Here is an 18,994-nt window from a genome sequence, read left to right as displayed (position 1 = left end):
AGTAGTAGAAAAGCGAAAAACTAGCCGCTTGGCAAGCTCAGCAAAGGTAAAACAGCCGCTTTACCTTTGCCCTTCGTTTTCAGATAACTGATTTACTACCGACTGTCATGCTCATCTGGCGTCCGCTTGCCGAAGCATCTCGTGTGTAGTAGCGCTCAACGTCGTTGCAACGATGCGAGCAAGCTGCTTCGGCAAGCGGACGCCAGATGAGCATGACAGAACCAAAAATATTACTCACTTACTCGAATCCCCTTTTTCTCTTGGACCTTCTCTCCGAACTCCGCTGGCGCGGCATGTACCACGATGCTATGCCCGGCACCGCCGAGCACCTGGCCAGCGCTGCGCCCGTGTCGGGCTACATCGGCTTCGACCCCACCGCGGCCTCGCTGCACATCGGCAACCTGGCCACCATTATGCTGCTCGTGCACTTGCAGCGCGCCGGCCACCGCCCGGTGGCGCTGGTGGGCGGCGCCACCGGCATGATTGGCGACCCCAGCGGCAAATCGGCCGAGCGCAACCTGCTGGATGAAGCAACCCTGCGCGCCAACCAGGCGGGCATCCGGGCGCAGCTCGAAAAATTCCTGGATTTCAACGACTCGCCCACCGGTGCGCTACTCGTTAATAACTACGACTGGTTCAAGGACTTCGGCTTCCTGGGCTTTCTACGGGAGGTAGGCAAGCACCTCACCGTGAACTACATGATGGCCAAGGATTCGGTGAAGCGCCGCATCGGCGGCAGCGACGACAGCGCCGGCGCGGGGGGTAGCGAGGGCATCAGCTACACCGAGTTCAGCTACCAGCTGCTGCAAGGCTACGACTTTTTTCACCTCTACAAAAACCTCGGCTGCACCCTGCAAATGGGCGCCAGCGACCAGTGGGGCAATATCACCACCGGCACTGAGCTCATTCGCCGCCTCACCGACGGCCAGGGCAAGGCCTACGCCCTCACCGGCCAGCTAATCACCAAGGCCGACGGCACTAAATACGGCAAAAGCGAAACCGGCACCGTGTGGCTTGACCCGGCCCTGACCTCGCCCTACCAGTTCTACCAGTTCTTCCTGCGCGCCGAAGACGCCGACGCCCCGCGCCTCATCCGCGTGTTTACACTGCTAAGTGAAGCTGAAATCAATGCGCTCGAAGCTGAGCACGCCCAGAATCCCGGCCTCAAAACGCTGCAAAAGGCGCTGGCCAAGGACGTAACCATCCGGGTGCACTCCGAGGCCGCCTACGAGGCGGCCGTGGCGGCCTCCGAGGTGCTGTTTGGCAAAGGCGACCTGTCGGCGCTGGACGAGGCCACGCTGCTCGATGTGTTTGCCGGCGTGCCGCACCTGCGCGTGCCCCGCGCCGAAGCCCAGGCCCTACCCCTCGCCGTGCTGCTGAGCGAGGCCACCGACAAGCAAATTCTGCCCTCGCGCGGTGAGGTGCGCAAGCTGGTGCAGGCCAACGGTCTGAGCATCAATGGTCAGAAAGCAACGTCTGCCGATGCCCCGGTGGCCGAGATGCCGCTGCTGCTCGACCGCTACCTGGTAGTGAAAAAGGGCAAGAAAGAATACTTCCTGGTAGAGCTAACTACCTAACCAGCAGCCTAACCGTAGACCAATAACGCAAAAAGCCCCGCCGGTTGGCGGGGCTTTTTGATTAAGAGTCGGCCACAAAATCCGATTAATCCGGTCGAATCCGTGGTTCAGACAGCTACTTCTTCTTGGCAGCGGGGGCAGCCTTTTTGGCGGCGGCCGGTGCGGCTTTCTTCGCGGCGGCGGGAGCGGCCTTTTTAGCAGCAGGAGCGGCAGCCGGAGCACTGTCTTTCGACGAGTTCTTCTGGTTTTGCACGGTCAGGCGAATTTCCTGGGCCATGTTCTTGAGCTCCTGCATCCCTTTGCGGACGCGGGTACCAGCGGCCGCGTTGTGCTTATCGTACGACTTTTCGAAGTCGTCTTCCAGCGACGTAACGAGGTCCTTCAGTTTGTTGAATGGGTTGGCCATGAAAGGTAGTTGAAAATGGGTGAGAAAAAGGGGAATTGTGCTTACGCGGCCCTAATATACAGGCACTTTCTACGCAAGCAACTTTTTCTGGTTTTTTTAAAACCCCATTTCTAGCCTCACAGGGCAGTTTTTAAGAAAAATATGTCTGTTTGATGGATTTCTAAGCCGGGATTTATCCCCTTAAAATACAATAACCCTACGCAGCCAGCTTTTGCAACTGGGCGCGTAGGGTTAGTAGTGGGGGTAGCAATCAGCCTTTTAGGCGGTAGCAGGCTGTTTGCTGTAAAGACCCTTGTCGAGCTTGGCGGCAATGGCCTCAAAAGCGGCAATTGTTTGGCGCACATCGTCGAGCGTGTGCACGGCCGTTGGGATGAGGCGTAGCATAATAATGCCCTTGGGCACCACCGGATACACTACGATAGAGCAGAAAAGGCTGTGATTCTCACGCAAATCGAAGGTTAGGGCCGTGGCGTCAGAAATCTGACCGTTGAGGAACACCGGCGTCACCGGCGACTCGGTGGTGCCGATGTTGAAGCCTTTTTCGCGCAGGCCGCTTTGCAGGGCACGCACGATGGTCCAGAGGTTTTCGCGGTACTCGGGGTGGTTGCGAATCAACTCCAGGCGCTTGAGCGCGCCCACTACCAGGGGCATGGGTAGGGACTTGGCGAAAATCTGGCTGCGCATGTTGTAACGCAAATATTCAATAACGCCCTCCTGGCCCGCTACGAACGCGCCAATGCTGGCCATGCTCTTCGCGAACGTGTAAAAAACCAGGTCTACCCCCTCCGTAACGCCCAAATGCTCGGCCGTACCGGCGCCCGTGGGGCCCAGCGTGCCAAAGCCGTGCGCGTCGTCAACGAAGATGCGGAAGTTAAACTTTTCCTTCAGCTTCACGATTTCGCGCAGCTTGCCGAGGTTGCCCGACATGCCAAACATGCCTTCGGTGATAACCAGAATGCCGCCGCCGGTTTCGTCGGTGAGGCGCTTGGCGCGCTCCAGCTGCTTTTCGAGGTTCTCAATATCGTTGTGCGGGAATACGAAGCGCTTGCCCTGATGCAGGCGTACGCCGTCGATGATGCAGGCGTGCGACTCGGCATCGTACACAATGGCATCGTGGCGGCTCACCAGCGAGTCGATAATGCTCACTACCCCCTGGTAACCGAAGTTGAGCAGCAGGGCGGCGGGCTTCTTCACGAAGTCGGCCAGCTCATTTTCGAGCTGCTCGTGCAGGGTCGAATTGCCGCTCATGATGCGCGCACCCATGGGGTAGGCCATGCCGTAGGCGGCCGCGCCGTCCATGTCGGCCTGCCGCACTTCGGGGTGGTTGGCCAGGCCGAGGTAGTTATTTAGGCTCCAGGTGAGCACTTCTTTCCCGCGAAACATCATGCGGGGCTTAATATCACCTTCGAGCTTGGGAAAGGTGAAGTAGCCGTGGGCGTAGTGCGAGTGTGAGCCCAGCGGGCCCCGATTGGCCGTAACGCGGTCGAAAATATCCACTGAAAACTAGGGGGGAATAGGTAAGAGGGCGAAAACGGCGAACTCAGCCGGCGCGCACGTCCTTAAGATTAGCTAAACGACAAAGATAAGCCTACTCAGCCGTTGTACATAATTTGGGCGTGGCTGCAAGGTAGGGATTACCCCTTTATTACCGAGGAAGTGATTTAAGGTTTTCTTTGTGGCTGTAAATCGGAGTGGCACTCCGTTTAGCGTTGAACGAGTCGCTCACCCAGAAACGGAGTACCACTCCATTTTACTGCCCACCCCACATGAAGAAAATTGCTAAGCTCCTGGTTGCCAATCGGGGCGAAATTGCGCTGCGCGTGCTGCGCTCGGCCCGCGAAATGGGCATTGCCACGGTGGCCATCTACTCGGAGGCTGACCGCCTCTCGCCCCACGTGCGCTACGCCGACGAGGCCGTGTGCGTGGGCCCGCCCGCCTCAAAGGACAGCTACCTGCGAGGCGATAAAATTATTGAAATCTGCCACCAGCTGGGCGTCGATGCCATTCACCCCGGCTACGGCTTCCTGTCGGAGAATGCCGGCTTTGCCCGCGCCGTGCGCGCGGCGGGGCTCATTTTTGTGGGCCCCAGCCCCGAGGCCATGGAGCTGATGGGCGACAAGCTTTCGGCCAAGCAAACAGTGAAGGCCTATAATATTCCGCTGGTGCCGGGCACCGACGAGGCCATTTCCGACGTGGAGGCGGCCAAGCAGATTGCCCAGGAAGTGGGCTTCCCGATTCTGATTAAGGCCTCGGCCGGCGGCGGAGGCAAGGGTATGCGCCTGGTGCATCATGCTGACGAGTTTGAGGAGCAGATGCAGCTGGCGGTGAGCGAGGCCATGTCGGCGTTTGGCGACGGGGCGGTGTTCATTGAGAAATTCGTAACCGGGCCGCGCCACATCGAGATTCAGGTACTGGGCGACGAGCACGGCAACATCGTGCATTTATTTGAGCGCGAGTGCTCGATTCAGCGCCGCCACCAGAAGGTGATTGAAGAGGCACCCTCGGCCGTCCTTACCCCCGAACTGCGGGCCGAGATGGGCCGCTGCGCCGTGGAAGTGGCCCGCGCCTGCCAGTACGCGGGCGCCGGCACCGTCGAGTTTTTGCTCGACGACCAGCACCGCTTCTACTTCCTCGAAATGAATACCCGCCTGCAGGTCGAGCACCCGGTGACCGAGATGATTACGGGCCTCGACCTAGTGAAGGAGCAGATTCGGGTGGCAGAGGGCCAGCCCCTACCCTTCCGCCAGGAAGATTTGGCCATCAACGGCCACGCCCTGGAACTGCGCGTGTACGCCGAAGACCCGCAGAACAACTTCCTGCCCGACATTGGCCGCCTCAGCACCTACGTGCGGCCCCAGGGCCCCGGCGTGCGCGTGGACGATGGCTTTGAGCAGGGCATGGACATCCCCATTTACTACGACCCCATGATTGCCAAGCTGGTAGCCTACGGCGCTACCCGCCAGGAGGCCATCGCCCGGATGCTGCGCGCCATTGCGGAGTACCAGATTACGGGCATTGAGACGACGCTGCCCTTCGGCACGTTCGTGCTCCGGCACCCGGCCTTCGTGAGCGGCCACTTCGACACAAATTTCGTGCGCGACCACTTCAGCGCCGCCGTGCTGGTTCCCGGCATGCCCGACGAGGGCACCGCTCAGGTAGCCGCCGCCCTGGTGGCCATGCTACTGAGCGAAAAGCAGGCCCCTACCCCCTCGGTAGCGGGCGAAACGGCCGGCGCGCCGGTTTCGGCGTGGCGGCGGAACCGGCTGGGAGTGGGGTAGGGAAGTTCAACATCTAATGAATATTCTTGAGCTCAGAGAAGCGTTAGTAGCTGCTAATATTAGTCAGGGTGCGTATTGGCTCAGCGGTGGCCTGCCAGTTGAAGCCTATACAATAGGCCAGGTCGGTGAAAACTGGGAGGTTTATTATAGTGAGCGAGGACAGAAAGCAGGTTTGCAGACATTCACCTCTGAACCGGAGGCTTGCACCTATTTTTTCAACCTTATCACAACTGATAAGACCACTCTCATCACAAGGCGAGAGCCCACTGCAATAACTCGTGCATTGAATCTTCTCTTTCGGCGCAAAAACAATTAGATTTCTTTGCCCAAACTGGCGCGAGTTTAGGCAAAGCCGTAACTCGCGCCAGAACATTTAGCATAGCAACTAGTGCTTTACCTTATCCGCGACCACCTCTTCCCAGTGCTCGTGTTTTTGCACGCGCTGTTAGCGGGCGTGCCGCCCAATGACGGCCACGGGCGCTTTACCCGCCTGCGCCACTACCGGGTGGCGCGGGTGGCGCGCCTACCCCCGCCCATTCGGGAAAGCTCGGGGCTGGCGGCGGCCGACTCGGCGGGGCAGGTGTGGACCCACGGCGACGGCGGCACGGCGGCCACACTCTACCGGGCCGGCCTCGACGGGCGCTTGCGCGGCGCCCTACCCCTGGCGCCGCTGCCCAATCGCGACTGGGAGGAGCTGACCCGCGACCCGGCCGGCCGCTTCTACGTGGGCGACTTTGGCAACAATGGCAACGACCGGCGCGACCTGGCCATCTACCGCCTTACGCGGGGCGCGGGCGGGGTGCGGGTCGATACCATCGCGTTTCGCTACCCCGACCAGACGGCTTTTCCGCCGGTGGCGGCCCGGCGGCACTTCGACTGCGAGGCCATGGTGTTTTACCGCGACTCGCTGCACCTCTTTACCAAAGACCGCAGCCCGGCGCACCGCACGCGCTACTACGTGGTGCCCGCGCGGCCCGGCCGCTACGTGGCCACGCTGCGCGATAGCCTGCGCCTGCGCACGCTGGTAACGGGCGCGGCACTCAGCCCCGATGGCCGCCGGGTAGCGCTGCTGGGCTACGGCGGGCTGTTTATACTTGACGGCCCGCCTGGCCCGCGGCTATTCAGCCAGCCCAAAACCTACCGGCGGCTGCCCACTACGGGGCAGGCCGAGGCAGTGCTGTTTTTAGAGGAGCGCGAACTGGTTCTGAGCAACGAGCGGGGGCAGCTGTTTCGGGTAAATAGGCGCTCGCCAGGCCTATGAAGCCAGGAAGCTAGCAACTCTAGGGTGCTGGATGAATAGGCGGCTGAGATTCTAACCCAGCCCTACCCCCTCGCCCTGGCGCGACGACTCGCGCACAAACAGCTCGGGCTGGAGCACCACCTGGCGCTGCACGAAAGGCGCATCGGGGGTGGCGGCGAGCTCCAGAAACAGGCGCACGGCGGCCTGGCCCATTTCCTCGCAGCGCTGGTCTACGGAGGTGAGCTGCGGCTCGGTGATGGCCGTAAAGAACTCATTGCTGAAGCCGGCCAGCGCGATATCCTGCGGCACGCGGATGCCTTGGGCCTTCAGCACCTGCAGCGCGCCGAGGATGGCCGAGTCGCCGGCTGCAAACACGGCATCAATGGGATTGGCCAGGGCCAGGAGCTGGCGCATGGCCTGGGCGCCCTCCTCCAGGCTCATATCGGAGCGGATAATCAGCGACTCGTCGGGGGCGATGCTGTAGGTAGCCAGCGCGTCGAGGTAGCCCTGGCGGCGGTGCTGGTAGATGTTGAGGTGCGCCGGGCCGGCTAGGTGTGCAATGCGGCGGCAGCCCTGCTCCAGCAAGTGGCGCGTGGATTGGAACGCGCCCTCGCGGTCGTTGAGCACCACCGAATTGACCTGCTCGCCGGCTGGGATGCGGTCGAAAAACACCAGCGGCACGCCCCGGCTGCGCACCTTATCGAAGTGGTGGTAGTCCTGGGTATTGCGGGCCAATGACACCAGCACGCCGGCCACCTGGGCATTGAGCAGCGTCTCCACGTTGCGGCGCTCCAGCTGCACGTCTTCGTGCGACTGGCACACAATGACGCTGAAGCCGGCCTTACTGGCCGCCTGCTCAATACCCTGAATGACAGAGGGAAAGAACTTGCCTTCGATGTACGGCACTACTACCCCCAGCAGGCGGCTCTGGCCTTTGCGCAGGGCTGCGGCGAGGTGGTTGGGCTGGTAGTTGAGCTTCTTGGCCAGCTTAAGCACGCGCTGCTTGGTGGCGGCCCCAATGCTGTGGTGGTCGCTGAGCGCGCGCGAGATAGTCGTCATCGACACGCCTAGCTCGCGGGCCAGGTCGGCCATCGAAACGGCGGGCGGGGCGGCGCCCGGCGTTTGTTTTTTTGGGGAACCCATTCGTAGTAGAAACAGCCGGCGGCACTAATAGAGTAGCCTCGCCTCCGTGCAAATTTAGAGCTATTCGTGACATACCCCTACTCACTAGGTAGGTGAAGCGAAAGCTTCCCCAGCAGGTTGGATAAGGGTTGATAGCTATTGTCTCTGCACAAACGTTTGTGTATATCCTTCCGTAAAGTCCAATCCGGCGTTGACCGAAAAAAACATCGTAGCTAATCAAAACGAAGGATTTAATGAATTTTCAGTAGGTTTCAGAAAAAATGACGTACTTGCCAACCGGTTACACAATCGATTATGTAAAATTTGTCCCAGGAATGAAGAAACTCCTGTTTGTCGCGCTGCTGGCAGCGGGCTTACCCGCCGCCGCTCAGTCTATCTCACCCGCTATTCCTATTCACGACCCGGTGCTGACGCGCCAAAACGGTACCTATTACCTATTTGGCACCGGCAACGGCATCACGGTTTGGTCGTCGCCCGACCGGCAGCACTGGACGGCCGAGCCGCCCGTGTTCCCTACCCCCCCGGCCTGGGCCCAACGCGATGTACCGGGCTTTAAGGAGCACATGTGGGCGCCCGATATCTCGTATGCCAACGGGCAGTACAGCCTGTTTTACTCGGTTTCGACGTTTGGCAAAAACCGCTCGGCCATTGGGCTGGCCACTAATAAAACACTGGATTCCAAGGCAAAAGACTTTAAGTGGGTCGACCACGGGGCGGTGCTTGAGTCGGTGCCCGGCCGCGATATGTGGAACGCCATCGACCCCAACCTGGTGCGCGACGAACGGGGCACGCCCTGGCTAACGTTTGGCTCGTTCTGGAACGGCATTAAGCTGGTGCAGCTGCGGCCCGACCTTTCGGGGCCGGCCGAGCCGCGGCAGTGGCGCACGCTGGCGCGGCGCCCGCGCAACGCCGCCTTCACCGACTCGCTGCCCGGCGATGGGGCCATTGAGGGGCCGTTTATCTTTCGGCACGACGGGTATTATTATCTTTTTGCGTCGTTTGACTACTGCTGCCGGGGGCCGCAGAGCACGTATAAAATGATGGTGGGCCGCGCCCGCGCCGTAACGGGCCCCTACCTCGACGAGGCCGGCACGCCGATGGAGCAGGGCGGTGGCACGTTGGTTTTGCAGGGCGATGCCGACTGGTACGGCGTGGGCCACAACGCGGTAGCCACCTTCGATAAGGTTGACTACCTGGTATTTCACGGCTACGACGCCCACGACCGCGGCCGGCCCAAGCTGCGCATCGAGCCGCTGGCTTGGAGCCCCACCGGCTGGCCCACCGTGGCGGCCAAGCACTAGTATTACCTGGCGGTATGGCCCTACCCCCGCCTAAACTGTTGAGTTGTGCGTAGAACCTGGTAGCCGCCTGCCTAAATTGGGCCGCGCTTACCATCCTTCGTTTCACCCAAGTTTCCCCAATCATGAACCCTTTAGTTGACATTCGCCGCTTCGACCAGAGCCTGTGGCTCGATTTTATCAGCCGCAAAGTTTTGCAAAACGGCGAGCTGAAGAAGCGCATCGACGAGGACGCCCTGCGCGGCGTGACCTCCAACCCCGCCATTTTTGAGAAGGCCATCGGCGGCTCGGCCGACTACGACGACACGATTAAGGAGCAGGCCCGCCAGGGTAAGTCGGCCGAGGACATTTACATAGGCCTAGCCGTGGCCGACGTGCAGGCCGCCTGCGACCTGTTTCGCCCGCTCTACGACAGCAAGGACAACTCCAGCGACGGCTACGTGAGCCTGGAAGTGTCGCCCAACCTGGCCAATGATACCCAGGGCACCATTACCGAAGGCCGCCAGCTGTGGGAGGCCGTGGCCCGGCCCAACGTGATGATAAAAGTGCCCGCCACGCTGGAGGGCTTGCCCGCCATTCGCACGCTCATCTCGGAAGGCATCAACATCAACGTGACGCTGATTTTTGGGCTCGACCGCTACAAGGCGGTGACCGAAGCCTTCATTGCGGGCCTCGAAGACCGAGTGAAAGCCGGTAAGCCACTGGCCCGCATCGACTCGGTAGCCAGCTTCTTCCTGAGCCGCATTGACGTGTTGATTGACCCGCAGCTGGATAAACTTGTGGCCGCGGGCGGCGACCAAGCGCAGCTAGCGGAGCCGCTGATTGGTAAGGTGGCCATTGCCAGCGCCAAGGTGGCGTACCAGATGTACAAAGACATTTTTGCGGGCCCGCGCTGGCAGGCTCTGGCCGACAAAGGCGCGCACACGCAACGCCTGCTGTGGGCCAGCACAGGTAACAAGAACCCCAAATACGACGACCTGATGTACGTGGAAGGCCTCATCGGCCCGAAAACGGTAGACACGGTGCCGGTGGAGACGATGGACATCTTCAAGGAGCGCGGCAAGTCCGCCGACACCCTGGAGCAGGGCCTCGACCAAGCTAAGAAAGTGCTGGCCGACCTGTCCAAAGTGGGTATCGACCTCGATGCCCAAACGGAGCAGCTGGAAAAAGAAGGCGTGCAGAAGTTCATCGAGCCCTTCGGCAAGCTGATTGACTCGGTGGAGAAGAAGCGCCAAGCCGCCGCCGACGCGGCCAAGCAGCCGGCGTAGCCAGCCTTCTTGCCGAGCTAAGCAGAACGTCATGCTGAGCTTGTCGAAGCATCTCGCTCGCGCCGCTGGAGTATCAACCCAACGATGCGAGCGAGATGCTTCGGCAAGCTCAGCATGACGTTCTTTTTTTCATAAGACTTTACCCCAAAACCAGATACCTGCTTTCCATGCGAATTCCCTTTACCTGTTTGGCCGGCGCGTTGGGCCTGTATTTGGCCGCTGGTGCGGCGTGGGCGCAGGCCCCTACCCCCCCGGCGGCCGGTAACCCTATCATCAAGGACAAGTTCACGGCCGACCCGGCGGCGCTGGTGCAGGCGGGTACGGTGTACCTCTACACGGGCCATGACGAGGCGCCCGCGCCCCAGGAGCGCTACGTGATGCACGAGTGGCTGTGCTATTCCTCGACCGATATGGTGCACTGGACCGAGCACCCGGTGCCGCTGAAAGTCAGCGACTTTGCCTGGGCCAAGGACGATGCGTGGGCCTCGCAGGTGATTGCGCGCAATGGCAAGTTTTACTGGTACGCGGCCGTGGAGCACGGCACCATTCACGGCAAAGCCATCGGGGTAGCGGTGGCCGATAACCCGGCCGGGCCATTCAAGGACGCGCGCGGCACCGCTTTGATTACCAACGACATGACCAAGGTAAGCCCGCACGCCTGGGAGGATATTGACCCCACGGTTATCATCGACCCCAAGGGGCAGGCCTACCTCTTCTGGGGCAACGTGACGTGCTACTACGCCAAGCTCAAGCCCAACATGACCGAGCTGGACGGCCCGATTCAGCAGGTGATGGGGCTACCCAGGTTTACGGAGGCGCCCTGGGTGCACCAGCATGGTGGCTGGTACTACCTGAGCTACGCCACCGAGTTTCCCGAGAAAATTGCCTACGCCATGAGCCGCAGCCTCGACGGGCCGTGGCAGTACGAGGGCATCCTGAACGAGCTGGCCGGCAACTCCAATACCAACCACCAGGCGATTATTGACTTCAAGGGCAAGTCGTATTTCATCTACCACAACGGCGGGATAAATACCGCCGGCGGCAGCTTCCGGCGCTCGGTGTGCGTTGATTATCTGTATTATAACAAAGACGGCACGATGAAGCGCGTGCAAATGACGACGGAAGGTGTACTCCCCGCCAACTAATCCGTAAAAGCCTTTTCGCTCTGCTTGCTGCCCACCCGAAATGCTCCGGCCACCTGGTCGAGAGTGGCTCGGGTGGGCATTTTGCTGGGCAGAAGCCGACAAGCGGCGGTAATTTTGATACTAGACGATAGATTTCAGGAATATGACGGCAACTACAAAGAGCCGGGTGGCGGTGAGCGCCTTTTTTTTCTTACCCGGCCTGTGCTTCGCGAGCTGGGCCTCGCGCATCCCCGACATCAGCGCCAAGCTGGGCATGAACTCGGGGCAGCTGGGGCAATTGCTGCTGGCCATTCCGGCGGGGTCGCTGGTATCGCTACCGCTGGCGGGCTGGCTGGTTTCGACCTGGGGCAGCCGGCGCACGCTCCTGCTGGCATCGGTGCTCTACGCCTGCTTTTTGCCGCTGCTGGGCTGGGCCGGCAGCTTCTGGACGCTGGCCCCGGCGCTGGCACTGTTTGGCTTCGCGGGCAACATGCTCAACATCTCGGTGAATACCCAAGCCATTGGGGTACAGCAGTATTATGGCAAACCCGTAATGGGTTCCTTTCACGGGCTCTGGAGCCTGGCGGGGTTTCTGGGCGGGGCGCTGGGCACGCTGCTCATCGGCTTGCACCAGCCGCCGCTGCACCATTTTTTCCTGGTGCTAGGCCTTTGCCTGGCCCTGGCGGCCTGGGCCTATGGCGGCACGCTACGCCAGGACGTGGGTAAAGTGGACGAGGGCGGCCCCAGTCTAAGTCTGCGCCGGCCCGACCCCTACCTGCTGCGCATCGGCCTCATCGCGTTTTGCGGCATGATGAGCGAAGGGGCGATGTTTGACTGGGCGGGGGTGTACTTCCAGAAAGTAGTGCGGCCCGATGCGGCGCTCGTAACGGCGGGCTACGTGGCCTGCATGAGCACGATGGCGCTGGGCCGCTTTCTGAGCGACTACTTCACCCACCGCTTCGGCACTATGCGGATGCTGCAAGCCAGCAGCTTACTCATTGTCGGCGGCCTGGCGCTGGCCGTGGGCCTACCCTACCTGGTGCCGGCGGTGGCCGGCTTCCTGCTCATTGGCTTCGGCATTGCGTCGGTGGTGCCGCTCTCCTATAGCGCGGCGGGGCGGGCCACGTCAGTATCGCCGGGCGTGGCGCTGGCGCTGGTTTCGACCATCGGCTTCTTGGGCTTTTTGCTGGGGCCGCCGCTCATTGGCTTTCTGGCGCAGCTGCTCACGCTGCGGGTGGCGTTTGGCCTGGTGGCCGTAGTGGCGGCGGGCATCGGGGTGCTGGCTTCGCTGCCGAACCCGGTGCCGGTGCGGGCGGCGCAGCCGGTGGCGTAGGGGGCACCTCACCCCCTGACCCCCTCTCCAAAAGAGAGGGGGCACCGGTCTTGCGCTTAAGTTGGGTATCGTCTGGCTCCCCCTCTCTTTTGGAGAGGGGGTCGGGGGGTGAGGTGCCCCAGTCGCGCCGCTTACCAGCTCAAGCGCAGCAGCGATACGCCCTGGCGGGGCAGCGTGAAGTGCAGCACCGTCTGGCCACGCTCGGTAGTTACCCAGTTGGGCGAGGTGAGCAGGCTCAGCTGACCGGCTTGGGCCAGTTGGTCCTGCTGGGCGGGGGTAGGCGGCTGGGGCGAGCCCAGGGCCTGCCAGGCGGCGTAGGAGTTGCTGTGTGCCTCATCAATGCGGTAGTGCTGGAGCAGGGCCTTGTCGGCCGCGAGGCCCTGCAGCGTCAGGGCTATTTCGGCGGGGGCGGCGGGCAGGTCGTCGTTGTGGTAGTTCCAGACCAGCACGGCGGCCGAGTGGGCGTCGGCCGTGGCCAGGGAGCCGATGTCGGGGCGCTGGCTCTGGACCTGCGCCTTGATATCGGCGCTGGTGAGGGCCGTGGGGTTGCGCACGGCCACGCGCGGGCCACGCATCATGCCCAGCATCCGAAACACGTTGAGCACAGGCTTATCGACGCCATTGGTAGCCAAATCGCGGAAACCGGCAAACCAGGGCTGGTTTTCAAACTCAAACGACCAGCTCACCCCGCCCTCCAGGTTGACCCCATATTGCGCGGCCAGCTCGGTGAGGCGGGCGTAGACGGCGGCCGTGTAGCTGGCGTAGAGCGTGCCGTTGCGGTAGGCATTTTCGGGGCTGGTCTGCACACCGCAGGCGGCGCAGCCCTCGGGGTCGTTTTCGCCGATGATGATGGGCAGCTGGCGCAGCGTCGGGAACGAGGCCACGATTTTGAAGCCTTCCTCGATGTCCTTAAACTGCGTGCCCATGTTCATGCGCACGTGGCCGTCCACGAGCTTGGGCGCGCCCTTGGCGTGGTAAGAAATGTAGTCGAGGCGGGTGCCGGTGTGGCCGGTCACGTAGTTTTTACCGCTTACGCAGTGGGTCAGGAAGCCGCGCAGGTAGGTGGCGGCCTTGTCCCAGCCGGGGCCGGTGGTTTCGGGGCCGCCCAGGATGGCGGCGGGCAGGGCGCGGTGCACGGCCGCCTCGGTGTAGTCGTAGAGCTGGTTGTACTCCTCGGGCGTGCCCTTCCAGTAGCTGATGTTGGGCTCATTCCAGAGCTCCCAGCGCCAGGTTTTGACCTCGGCCTCGCCGTAGCGGGCCACGCTGTGCCGCACCCACTGGTACACCAGCTCGCCCCATTTTTTATAGTCTTTAGGGGGGTAGGCCCAGCCGGTGTAAATGGTATTGTAGTCGTCGCCCGGCTTCCAGTAGTGGCGGTAGGGCACGGGGTGGGTCGAAAAGGCCTCGGGCATGAAGCCAATCTGGGCAATGGGCTTCATGCCGCGGCTCACGTAGGCATCAAAAATGCGGTCCACGATGCGCCAGTCGTACACCGGGCGGCCCTTTTTGTCCTCGGTGTAGGCGTTGGTCGAGCCCCACTTGAGGGCGGCGGTGCCGTCGCCGGTGGTCAGCAGGTTGTGGGCGCGCACGTATACCGGCACGGGGCTCAGGGCGGCCAGCTCGGTCAGGAGCTTTTGGCCATCCTTCATGTAGGTGTAGTTGGGCTCGTCGTAGCCGAAGTAGGCCCACACCGGCGGCAGGGCGCCCTGGGGCTTGGCCACGTCAACCGTGATAGCAACGGGGATAGGCGCGGGTTGGGCATGGGCAGTGAAAGGCTGGCTGGCCGCAATCAGCAGACTGAGAATAAAGCAGGATACGTACTGCATAAGCTGTTACTAGTTAGACTTTTAGTATCATAAAAAGAATGTCATACTGAGCTTGTCGAAGCATCTTGGGCGCCTCGTTGAATGAAGCGGCCAAGATGCTTCGACAAGCTCAGCATGACATTCTTTTAAGTTGAATAAATTTCTACTTCTGCACCGTCACGTCGGCCGCGGCCGTGGCAGGCTGGCTGAGCAGGTCGAGGTCCGTCAGCTTTTCGGGAAACCAGACGGTCATCTCGCCCCGGCCGCGGTTGGCCCAGGCGTAGTACGGGATGGCCACCAGCGTGCGCGGCGTGGTGCTCACGCTCGTGCCGTTGGCACCCACCAGCACCACCGGCACGGTGGCCGTGAGCGTTTCCACGCCGTGCAGCAAGCCCGGCTGGTAGCTGCTCGCAAACTGGGTACCGGCCGGCACCACGATGTTGCTGGTCTTGCCGTTATTATCCTGCCACTCAGCGCAGTATATTACGGGGCCGCGCTGCAGGGCCACCTTGCCCAGGTCGTCTTTTACCAGTGGGTTGGCGTGCACGCGGCGCACTTCCAGCGGCAAGTTCACTTCTACCACATCGTGCTTGTGCCACTTGCGCGGCAGCACGGCGTAGCCGTTTTTCAGCTGATAATCAACTGCTTTTCCGTTGATTTTAATGGTGGCCCGCTCGGCCGAGGGCTGCTCGAAGGTGTACAGATTGGACGGCATGGCTTCGTTGCGGGCCCAGCCGGGGATGCGCACCAGCAGGTCGAAGTCGGCGGTTGACTTGGCCGGGTCCACGGTGAATTTCAGGCCGCCGTCCCAGGGATAGTTGTTCTCCTGGGTCAGTTCAACCTTCTGCTTGTTCACCGTGAGGTTGGCCTTGCCGCTCACAAACAGGTTGGCGTACAGCGCCCTACCCCGCTCGGCGTACACGTAGCCGGGCAGCGCGGGCATAAGGCGGGCCAGGTTGGTGGGGCAGCACGAGCACTCAAACCAGCCCGCCCGCGCCGGCTCGGTCTGCGGGAAGCTGGCCGAGCTTTTTATCTGCATGGCGTTGGAGTAGAAAAACGACTTACCGTCGAGCCCTACCCCCGAAATCAGGCCGTTGTACAACACCTTCTCCATCACGTCTATATACTTACTGTCGCCGTGCAATTGGAACATACGCTCGTTCCAAAACACGTCGGCCACCGAGGCGCAGGTTTCGTTGTAGGCCGTGGTGTTAGGCAGCTCGTAGTTGGCCCCGAAGCGCTCGCCGCCGGGCACCGCGCCGGTGCCGCCCGTCACGTAGAACTTCTTGGCTACCATGTTATTCCAGATGGTGTCCACGGCCGCCAGCAGCTGCTTGTCGCCGGTGAGGGCGGCTACGTCGGCCATGGCCGAGTACAGGTATTCGGCGCGCACGGCGTGGCCTTCGGCCTCGGTTTGGGCCGCTACGGGCTTGTCGTCCTGCCAGTAGGAGCCGTTTTTCCAGGTGTCAGGGCTCTTGGGGTCGTAGCCCTTATACTGGCCGCGGGCATCGAGGAAAAACTTGGCCTCATCGAGGTACTTGCGCTGGCCGGTCACGCGGTAGAGCTTCACCAGGCCCATCTCCACAATCTCGTGGCCGGGCGCCACGCTGCGCTTGCCGGGACCAAATACTGAGCATACCAGGTCGGCGTTTTTGAGGGCAATGTTGAGCAGCGTTTTTTTGCCCGTAGCCTCGTAGTGCGCCACGGCCGACTCGTAGAGATGGCCAGCGTTATAAAGCTCGTGGCTCAGCTCGCGCTCCTTGCTCCAGCGCTCGGGCCCGGCCCACGGGTGAGGGTGCGCGGGGTCGATGGTGCGGGCCGTGTAAAGGTAGCCGTCGGGCTCCTGGGCCGCGCCGACTTTGGCAATCAACTCATCGAGGTAGGCCGACAGCTTGGCATCGGGGTACACGCTGAGCGAGTATGAGGCGCCCTCAATGGTCTTGTAGATGTCGGTGTCATCGAAGGGAAAGGTCGTCGCAAACTTGCCCTGGTGGGCCGCCGCCATCTCAAAATTCTTCACCCGGCTAGTGCTTTCGCAGCGCGCAAACGAGGCCGGAATGGTGACATCCGTATTCGTTTTGAGGCGCGGCAGCCAAAAGCTATCCGTGAGCTTGACCTGCGTAAACGGCACGGCCTGAATGGGATAATCCAGCTTTTGGGCGGCGGCGGGTAAAGCGGCGGCCAGGCCGAGGGCGAGGAGGAAGGGCTTGGATGGGAGCATGGGGGGTAGAGATGATTAAAAATCAGACTGAAAGCAGAAGGTCATGCTGAGCTTGTCGAAGCATCTCTACCGCCTCCTCCGCGCCGTTCAATGAAGCGGTAGAGATGCTTCGACAAGCTCAGCATGACAGCCTTCTTTTTTTCTTGATTAGCTAAAGCCACCTCACTCCGCCGTCACCTCCAGCACGTGGCTGGTGAGGGCTTTGGCTTCGGGGTCGCTGAGCACTACCCCCACTTTTTGGAGGTAATCGCCGGAATAGGTCTGGCCATTGGCCGGCAAGTTCGATTTCTGGCCGGGCATCAGGTTGATTTCAGTGAGGCGGTAGCGGCGGGCCGGGTCCAGGCCCAGCAGCTTTACGGGCAACACCGTTTCGTGGAAACGCGTGCGCAGGTTGTAGCCAAAGACCACCGCTTCAGCTTGGTTCTCAGCCACGTAGAGCAGCGCGGCCTGGTTGCCCTCGTAGGGCGAGCGCAGCTTGTACAGGTCGCCCTGCCAGATGACCGGGCTCAGGCGCTTGTAGTCCTTCACGGCCTGCTGGCTGAACTGCAGCTCGGCGGGCGTCATCTTGCTCACCTCGATATCGTAGCCGAGCTTGCCCGACATGGCCACGTCGGTACGGAATTTCAGGGTTTGCTGCGGGTTCCAGTTCGTAACGTGGCTGGCTATCGCATTGGAGGGGAAGAAGTTAAGAAAGCCCCACTGAATGTAGACGCGCTCCAGGGCATCGGTGTTATCGCTGGCCCAGAACTCGGTGAAGTACTTCAGCCCGCCGTAGTCGGCCCGCGCACCGCCGCCCGAGCACAGCATCATGGGCACGTGCGGATACTTCTGGCGCACGCGGTCGAGCACCCGGTACAGGCCGCGCACGTAGTCCACGTAGAGGTGCGACTGGTCCTTACCCAAATACTGCGAGTAGCCGTTGGTAATCATGCGGTTGCAGTCCCACTTGAGGTAGGCCACGCCCTGGCTCAGCTGCGCATCCACGATGCCGTACACAAAGTCCTGCACCTTGGGGTTGGTGAGGTCCAGCACCAGCTGGTTGCGGTAGTAGTCCTCGGGGCGGCCCGGCAGCTTAAGGACCCAGTCGGGGTGCTTCTCGTATAATTCGCTCTTGGGATTCACCATTTCGGGCTCAATCCAGATGCCGAACTTGATGCCCTCCTTGGTGGCGGTTTGCACCAGGTGCCCTACCCCATTGGGCAGCTTCGACGTGGTGGGCTGCCAGTCACCAAGGCCCTGGTGGTCGTCTTTGCGCGGGTATTTGTTGCCAAACCAGCCATCATCGAGCAGGAATAAATCGGCGCCCAGCTTGGCCGCGTCGCCCATCAGGGCATCCAGCTTGGGCTCGTTGAAGTCGAAATACGTGGCCTCCCAGTTGTTGAGCAGCGTGAGGCGGGGTAGGGTGCCGTCGAGCTCGCCGCCCTGCTGGCGGGCCCAGCGGTGCAGGTTGCGGCTGGCCTGGCCCTTGCCCTGGGTACTGTAGGTAAAGATGAACTCAGGCGTGGTAAATACCTGACCCGCAGGCAACGTATACTGCGACGAGTAGGGGTTGATGCCGGCCGACACGCGCAGCGCCTGCTCGTTATCCAGCTCAAAGGCGAGGCGGAAGTTGCCGGTCCAGGCCAGGCTGCCGGCCAGCACATTGCCGGTGGTTTCGGTGGCGGGCCGGTCGGTAGCCAGGAAAAATGACGCCGTTTGATACATGGCGGCGCGGGTGCCGAGCTTGGTATCGAGCACCTTAGTGCCGCTGGTGAGCTGGCTTTCGACCTCCTTGCCCTCCTCGGCCCAGTCGCCGTGCAGCTGCGTCAGGTAATACTTGCTGGCCTCGAAGTGCAGCATGGCCGAGGCGTAGTTAGTGAGCACCACCGGCTTTTTCTCGTGATGCACGATTTCGGTCCAGGTCTTGATAACGTCCTCGCGCTGGTAGGCCACGAAGTGCAGCCGCACCTCCACCGGGTAGAGCGGGTCGCGCAGGCGAATGATGGTGGTGGCCGCATCGTCGGTTTTCGTGGTTTCGGTGCCCACGTAGGCCAGCGCCAGGCCGGGGTTGCCGTCGGCGTGCACCACGCGCAGGGCGGGCTCAAACAGGTTATCTGTGCCCGCGGGGGGGTAGGCCTCGTGGCGCTGGGGCAGGCCCTGGTAGTCGGCGGCAGCGGCCAGCTTCGGCCCCAGGTACGTCTGGTAAAGCTTGTGGTTTTGGCCCACGGCCAGCGCCAGGCTCAGGTGCGCCGTTTCAATAACAATGGGCGCGGGCGGTTGGGTTTGGGCCACAGCGGTAAAGGGCAAAGCCAAGATTATCAG

General features: G+C 61.6%; 13 protein-coding genes and 1 pseudogene. 8 read left to right on the top strand and 6 right to left on the bottom strand.

Annotated elements, in window-relative coordinates; genetic code table 11:
• The first annotated feature begins 260 nt into the window (after nt 1-260).
• Complete coding sequence (tyrS, locus tag E4631_RS15310) at nt 261-1,577, top strand: tyrosine--tRNA ligase (protein WP_133656425.1); 1,317 nt, start codon at nt 261-263, stop codon at nt 1,575-1,577.
• 226 nt (nt 1,578-1,803) lie between these two features.
• On the opposite strand, the pseudogene E4631_RS26955 reads toward tyrS, so the two are convergent.
• Together E4631_RS26955 and E4631_RS15300 are read right to left on the bottom strand one after the other, a co-directional pair.
• Nucleotides 1,804-1,983: pseudogene (locus E4631_RS26955) on the bottom strand (histone H1); the annotation flags it as partial.
• A gap of 258 nt (nt 1,984-2,241) precedes the next feature.
• The gene (locus tag E4631_RS15300) at nt 2,242-3,480 is read right to left on the bottom strand and encodes a pyridoxal phosphate-dependent aminotransferase family protein (protein WP_133656427.1); all 1,239 of its coding nucleotides are present in this window, start codon (nt 3,478-3,480) and stop codon (nt 2,242-2,244) included.
• Nucleotides 3,481-3,749: 269 nt separating this feature from the next.
• Here E4631_RS15300 and accC point away from each other — a divergent pair, with 269 nt between their 5' ends.
• The 3 genes from accC to E4631_RS15285 all read left to right on the top strand — a co-directional run bounded on the left by accC (nt 3,750) and on the right by E4631_RS15285 (nt 6,522).
• A complete protein-coding gene (gene accC, locus E4631_RS15295) occupies nt 3,750-5,261 on the top strand; it encodes an acetyl-CoA carboxylase biotin carboxylase subunit (protein WP_133656428.1) in 1,512 nt (503 codons plus the stop codon).
• A gap of 16 nt (nt 5,262-5,277) precedes the next feature.
• Nucleotides 5,278-5,577, top strand: a complete 300-nt coding sequence (locus E4631_RS15290) for a hypothetical protein (RefSeq protein ID WP_174805442.1) — start codon at nt 5,278-5,280, stop codon at nt 5,575-5,577.
• Nucleotides 5,578-5,649: 72 nt separating this feature from the next.
• A complete protein-coding gene (locus E4631_RS15285; RefSeq protein WP_133656429.1) occupies nt 5,650-6,522 on the top strand; it encodes a hypothetical protein in 873 nt (290 codons plus the stop codon).
• A gap of 51 nt (nt 6,523-6,573) precedes the next feature.
• Here E4631_RS15285 and E4631_RS15280 read toward each other — a convergent pair whose 3' ends face one another.
• The gene (locus tag E4631_RS15280) at nt 6,574-7,644 is read right to left on the bottom strand and encodes a LacI family DNA-binding transcriptional regulator (protein ID WP_133656430.1); all 1,071 of its coding nucleotides are present in this window, start codon (nt 7,642-7,644) and stop codon (nt 6,574-6,576) included.
• 314 nt (nt 7,645-7,958) lie between these two features.
• On the opposite strand from E4631_RS15280, the gene E4631_RS15275 reads away from it, so the two are divergent.
• The 4 genes from E4631_RS15275 to E4631_RS15260 all read left to right on the top strand — a co-directional run bounded on the left by E4631_RS15275 (nt 7,959) and on the right by E4631_RS15260 (nt 12,667).
• Complete coding sequence (locus tag E4631_RS15275) at nt 7,959-8,945, top strand: arabinan endo-1,5-alpha-L-arabinosidase (protein ID WP_133656431.1); 987 nt, start codon at nt 7,959-7,961, stop codon at nt 8,943-8,945.
• A 122-nt stretch (nt 8,946-9,067) separates the two neighbouring features.
• Nucleotides 9,068-10,210, top strand: a complete 1,143-nt coding sequence (gene tal / locus E4631_RS15270) for a transaldolase (RefSeq protein WP_133656432.1) — start codon at nt 9,068-9,070, stop codon at nt 10,208-10,210.
• A gap of 167 nt (nt 10,211-10,377) precedes the next feature.
• Nucleotides 10,378-11,355: a glycoside hydrolase family 43 protein gene (locus tag E4631_RS15265; protein ID WP_133656433.1), complete on the top strand. Its 978-nt coding sequence runs from the start codon at nt 10,378-10,380 to the stop codon at nt 11,353-11,355.
• 142 nt (nt 11,356-11,497) lie between these two features.
• Nucleotides 11,498-12,667, top strand: a complete 1,170-nt coding sequence (locus tag E4631_RS15260) for an MFS transporter (RefSeq protein WP_133656434.1) — start codon at nt 11,498-11,500, stop codon at nt 12,665-12,667.
• A gap of 131 nt (nt 12,668-12,798) precedes the next feature.
• On the opposite strand, the gene E4631_RS15255 is transcribed toward E4631_RS15260, so the two are convergent.
• The 3 genes from E4631_RS15255 to E4631_RS15245 all read right to left on the bottom strand — a co-directional run bounded on the left by E4631_RS15255 (nt 12,799) and on the right by E4631_RS15245 (nt 18,964).
• Nucleotides 12,799-14,493, bottom strand: coding sequence for a beta-xylosidase (locus E4631_RS15255; RefSeq protein WP_133656435.1), 1,695 nt, complete (start codon nt 14,491-14,493; stop codon nt 12,799-12,801).
• Between the two features lie 142 nt (nt 14,494-14,635).
• Nucleotides 14,636-16,693 carry a glycoside hydrolase family 127 protein gene (locus tag E4631_RS15250; RefSeq protein WP_133656436.1) on the bottom strand — a complete coding sequence of 686 codons (2,058 nt, stop codon included), beginning with the start codon at nt 16,691-16,693 and terminating at the stop codon, nt 14,636-14,638.
• 162 nt (nt 16,694-16,855) lie between these two features.
• Nucleotides 16,856-18,964, bottom strand: coding sequence for an alpha-galactosidase (locus E4631_RS15245; RefSeq protein ID WP_205704248.1), 2,109 nt, complete (start codon nt 18,962-18,964; stop codon nt 16,856-16,858).
• Nucleotides 18,965-18,994: the final 30 nt, after the last annotated feature.

Source organism: Hymenobacter sp. UV11 (assembly GCF_004684095.1).
Taxonomy (GTDB): domain Bacteria; phylum Bacteroidota; class Bacteroidia; order Cytophagales; family Hymenobacteraceae; genus Hymenobacter.
This window is presented reverse-complemented; position numbering and strand designations above follow the sequence as displayed.